The sequence below is a fragment of the Synechococcus sp. R6-10 genome (assembly GCF_047461815.1).
In the GTDB taxonomy this organism is placed as follows: Bacteria; Cyanobacteriota; Cyanobacteriia; order Thermostichales; family Thermostichaceae; genus Thermostichus.
The window spans coordinates 1-4,115 of the sequence record NZ_JANSHW010000297.1; the positions used below are offsets into that span (position 1 = coordinate 1).

The 4,115-nt window shown below is 58.4% G+C and carries 4 protein-coding genes and 1 pseudogene; 4 read left to right on the top strand and 1 reads right to left on the bottom strand.

Features of this window, described 5'->3' with window-relative positions; translation table 11 throughout:
- Positions 1-230, top strand: a pseudogene (locus tag NW837_RS09030) (aminoacyl-tRNA hydrolase); the annotation flags it as partial.
- A 307-nt stretch (positions 231-537) separates the two neighbouring features.
- The gene (locus NW837_RS09035; protein ID WP_414330838.1) at positions 538-2,004 is read left to right on the top strand and encodes a cation:proton antiporter; all 1,467 of its coding nucleotides are present in this window, start codon (positions 538-540) and stop codon (positions 2,002-2,004) included.
- Between the two features lies 1 nt (position 2,005).
- On the opposite strand, the gene NW837_RS09040 is transcribed toward NW837_RS09035, so the two are convergent.
- Positions 2,006-2,593, bottom strand: a complete 588-nt coding sequence (locus NW837_RS09040; RefSeq protein ID WP_414330833.1) for an FHA domain-containing protein — start codon at positions 2,591-2,593, stop codon at positions 2,006-2,008.
- A 214-nt stretch (positions 2,594-2,807) separates the two neighbouring features.
- Here NW837_RS09040 and NW837_RS09045 point away from each other — a divergent pair, with 214 nt between their 5' ends.
- Entirely contained in the window at positions 2,808-3,032 is a 225-nt protein-coding gene (locus NW837_RS09045; RefSeq protein WP_011432364.1) for an NAD(P)H dehydrogenase subunit NdhS, read from the top strand.
- A 34-nt stretch (positions 3,033-3,066) separates the two neighbouring features.
- Entirely contained in the window at positions 3,067-3,810 is a 744-nt protein-coding gene (locus NW837_RS09050) for a low-complexity tail membrane protein (protein ID WP_414330836.1), read from the top strand.
- The last annotated feature ends 305 nt before the right edge of the window (positions 3,811-4,115 follow it).

The following is a 4,115-nucleotide window of genomic DNA, read 5'->3' on the forward strand; positions in this document are numbered from 1 at the left end:
AACCCAGGGGCAGCCAAGATGTGGTCGGGCATGTGTTGGGGGGATTTGCGCCTGCAGAACAAGAGGTGCTGGAGCGGGTGTTGAATACGGCGGTAGAGGCCGTGGAGTGCTGCTTGCAAGAGGGACTGAGGACAGCCATGAACCGCTTTAATCCTCTGGATCTGTCTGGGCCATCGTCCGATTTGGATGGATCCAACCCTGCACCGGGCCAAGGCGAGGCTTCCTCCTGAGGAGCAGCTTGTCCTGGATTGCCGGTTCTGAGGGGTTTTCCAGGAGAGGAAGTGGTAAGGGCTTCGTCCTGCTCATGGGAACGTCTGTGGAGACAATACTCCAGATAATTATCAATTATCTGGAGTATAAGAGTACCTACCTGGGCGTTGCCAACAGTTCCCAAGGGAGGTTAGCTTCTGTAACAGTCTTCCAGCAGAAGGGCGAAAGGAATGGGAACGGCAGCGTTCCCACCAGGGCCGGCCCGAGACAAAAAGCTGTTCATCATTTGAGGGTGAGATCTTGCTGTTGAACAACCTAGATTCAGTGTTGCTTGCTGTTGAAGCCGCTGCCCCCCTTGAACCGGAAGGGGCTGCCAATCTTTTACCCCTGATCTTGGCGGCGGTGCTGATGGCTCTGGTGGTCATCTATCTGGCCAGCCGTATTGCCGGAGAAATCGCCGTTCGCCTCGGCTTTCCGCCGGTGCTGGGAGAATTGCTGGGGGGCGTCGCGGTAGGGGCCTCCGCTCTGGGGTTGCTTGTCTTCCCAGAAGGACAAGTTTCCGGCCAAGAGCTGCACACCTTGGCTCAATCCTCAGCACTGATGCAATTTCTGCAAGCCACTGCCGGACTCGACGAGGGATCCCTGGTACAGGTGTTCTCCTCCCAAAGCCAGATCATCGACATCCTCTCCGAGATCGGGGTGATCATCCTCTTGTTTGAAATCGGCCTCGAGTCCGATCTGGCCGAGCTGTTGCGGGTTGGCCCTCAAGCCGCAGCCGTAGCCGTCATCGGCGTTGCTGTGCCCTTCCTGGCCGGAACCCTGGGCCTACTCTACCTGTTTCATGTGCCCGTTATCCCCGCCGTATTTGCCGGCGCTGCCCTCACAGCAACCAGCATCGGCATCACCGCCCGCGTCTTGGCCGAGCTGCAAAAACTCACCTCCCCAGAAGGACAGGTGATCATCGGCGCCGCCGTCTTGGATGACGTGTTGGGCATCATCATCTTGGCCGTGGTGGCGGGCTTGGCCAAAAACGGAGAAGTCAACCTTTCCGATATCGGCATCATCATCCTCAGTGCCATCGTCTTCTTGGTCGGCTCCATTGTTTTGGGGCGCCTTCTCAGCCCCTACTTTGTGGCCCTTCTCAACAGCCTGAAGACCCGAGGTAACCCCCTTCTGCCCGCCCTTGTGCTGGCCTTTCTGCTGGCTTATGTAGGGCAAATCATTCATCTAGAAGCGATTTTGGGCGCCTTTGCCGCTGGCTTAATCTTGGCCGAAACCGAGAAACGGCAAGAGCTGGAAGAACAGATCAAGCCCATTTCCGACCTACTGGTGCCCATCTTCTTCGTCTGCGTTGGGGCCAAAACCAACCTTGCCGTACTCAACCCCACCCTCCCCGTCAACCGAGAGGGGCTGATCATTGCCGTCTTCTTGATCGGAGTTGCCATTGTGGGCAAGCTGGCAGCAGGCTTGGGGGCCTTTGGCAAGCCGGGCATCAACCGCTACGCCATCGGAGTGGGCATGATTCCCCGGGGTGAGGTGGGCCTGGTGTTTGCCGGCGTGGGAGCCGCCAGTGGAGTTCTCTCCGATGCCCTCGATGTCAGCATTATCGTCATGGTGATTGCCACCACCTTTGTCGCTCCCCTCTGGCTGCGGGGAGTGTTGATTGGGGAAGCCAACTCCCCCTCCCTCCTGGACTTGCAGGCAGAAGCGTCAGAGCAAGAGCGCAAAGGCGGCGCCGACGAGACCGCGTCATCGCTCCCAGACTCAGAACGGGTGGGCATCCCCGAGGGTTAAGTTATCTCAGCTTCCCCCTCAAACGCCCCCAGAGCGTCTGGAACAGCAGCCGCAGCGGATTGCGGCGTTGAGGCTTTACGTCAATTCTCTCCGTCGTTTCCTCTTGGGGCAAAATTGCCTGCATCGAGGGCGGATCAAACCGCTGCATGGTTGTGGAGCGCCGATCCACCACCTCCGCCTTCACGCTGCGAAAGCTTACAGACTGGAGATACCGCTGAAAATCTTCGTCTGACAACTGGCGAATGCAGTACTGCATCCGCACCTGATTCCCCAACAGGATCTGATCCCCATCCTTGAGATCCCAGCTCAAACATCTCTGCCCATTCACCGAGACGCCGTTGGTGCTGCGCTTGCCCTCGATATTGCCGTCCAGCAGCCGGTAGGTATACTGGCCATCTTTTTGGGGTAGCCGCAGCAGCAGCGCGTGTTGCCGGGAAACCGCCGCCGAATCGATGACAATCGCATTGCTGGGATCCCTGCCGATGGAATAGGTGGCAGCACTGAGGGCCACAGCCCGCCGTCCTTGTTCATCATCGATCACCAACACATGCCAGATTTGGGAGGGGGAAGACTGTGCGCCGGTAGCCATGGTCTGGGGCCTTGAGGGGGAGCTGGGTTGACCGTCGAAGTTGCAGTACAGGCTCCTTTCCCGTTAGCGGGCTGGCAGCCACACCTCAGCCATTGCCCAACCCTCGGCGAACCGCTGTGGGAAGAAGCTCAACGAGGGGGAGACTCGGCAAGAGAGGGGCTTTCCCCCATAATAGTAAGGCAGAGCTTCTGCAAAAAAAGAGGATAGCTGAAACGTGAACACGACTCCAACCCCAACCCTCCTCGAAGCCCTTCCCCCGATCTACCCCGGCGTTGCCGTGCGGGTCATCAACCCCAACGACACCTACTACTGCTTTGAGGGCCAGGTACAGCGGGTTACCGACAACCATGCCGCTGTCCTCTTTGAAGGCGGCAACTGGGACAAATTAGTCACCTTCCGCCTCACAGAATTGGAAGTGGTGGACAAATCCCGCCCCTAGCCCTGCTCTCCCCTGTCCCTTTTGGCATCTCCCCATGCGCAGCCATTGGCAGGAACCTTTCCTCTGGATCCATGCCGCCGGCATCCTCCTCTTCCCCTTGTGGGTGGGGCTGACCCTGATCGGGCTGGCCACAGGGGATCCCCTCCTGCCGGTGGGGGCGGAGCAGGCTTGGGTGGCCGTGGTGGGCATTGGGCCGGTCTTTGCTATGCAGTGGCGCAAACCGTTTGACATCTTTAGCGTGTGGGTGGCTTCTGTCCCCCCAGAAGAACTCACCCTCGAGCAGCGCCGCATCTTGGCCGCCTTCCTCAGCCCCGAACATAAGATTTTGACGCTGTTGGCGGCAATCCTGATGCTGGAAGTCGGTGAGCGCCTCTACGACTTTGCCCCCCTCTTTGCCCCGCTCACCCCTGGCAACGGCACCCGTCTGGCAGGCCTAGCCATAGCTGCCTTTGGATTTTGGGGATCCAACCTATTCTTGCAGATCCCCATTGCAACGATACGGGTACTCCTCCTCAGCGAGCCGGAGCTGGCCCAAATGGATCCCGTCCCCGTCGAGGAGATTGAAAGCCGCTTCTCCGTCCTCGGCAATCGCCGCAGCCCACTCCTGCAACGGCTGCTGCGCCGCATCTCCGGCCAGGATTCAGAAGGCACCTCGAAAGACCAAAAAGACAAGGTTAAAAACAGAGCGGCAGAAAACCCCCAGCCGGAATCCGAGAAGCGGGATCCCTCTGGGGAAGTTGCCATGCCGGCCCCTGAAACTCCCCCCGATCCCACCTAAGGCAAGCTTCCGCAAAAGCTGTAGCTCAATGTTAGATTGGAAGCAATCCAAGTAGATTGGAAGCAATCCAAGCCCTGTGAAATCCAACCATCGGCATTCCCCTGATCTTCGAGGCTACCGCACCGGCAATGGCGAGCAACTTTTCTTTCCGCTTCAAGCAATTTACCCAACGCCTCAGAGAAACCACCCAACTTCCCCAGTTTTTCACCGATCAAGCCACCAGTGAAACCCAAAACCTCGCTCGGGAGTTGGCTTTGGTTGGGGAATACGCCACTCAGCTTAGCCAAGTGGTGATGGAGGTGGAC

Excerpts from the sequence above, each read along its gene's own strand:
- NW837_RS09040 (WP_414330833.1), bottom strand. The coding sequence starts at position 2,593 with ATGGCTACCGGCGCACAGTCTTCCCCCTCCCAAATCTGGCATGTGTTG.
- NW837_RS09050 (WP_414330836.1), top strand. The coding sequence starts at position 3,067 with ATGCGCAGCCATTGGCAGGAACCTTTCCTCTGGATCCATGCCGCCGGC.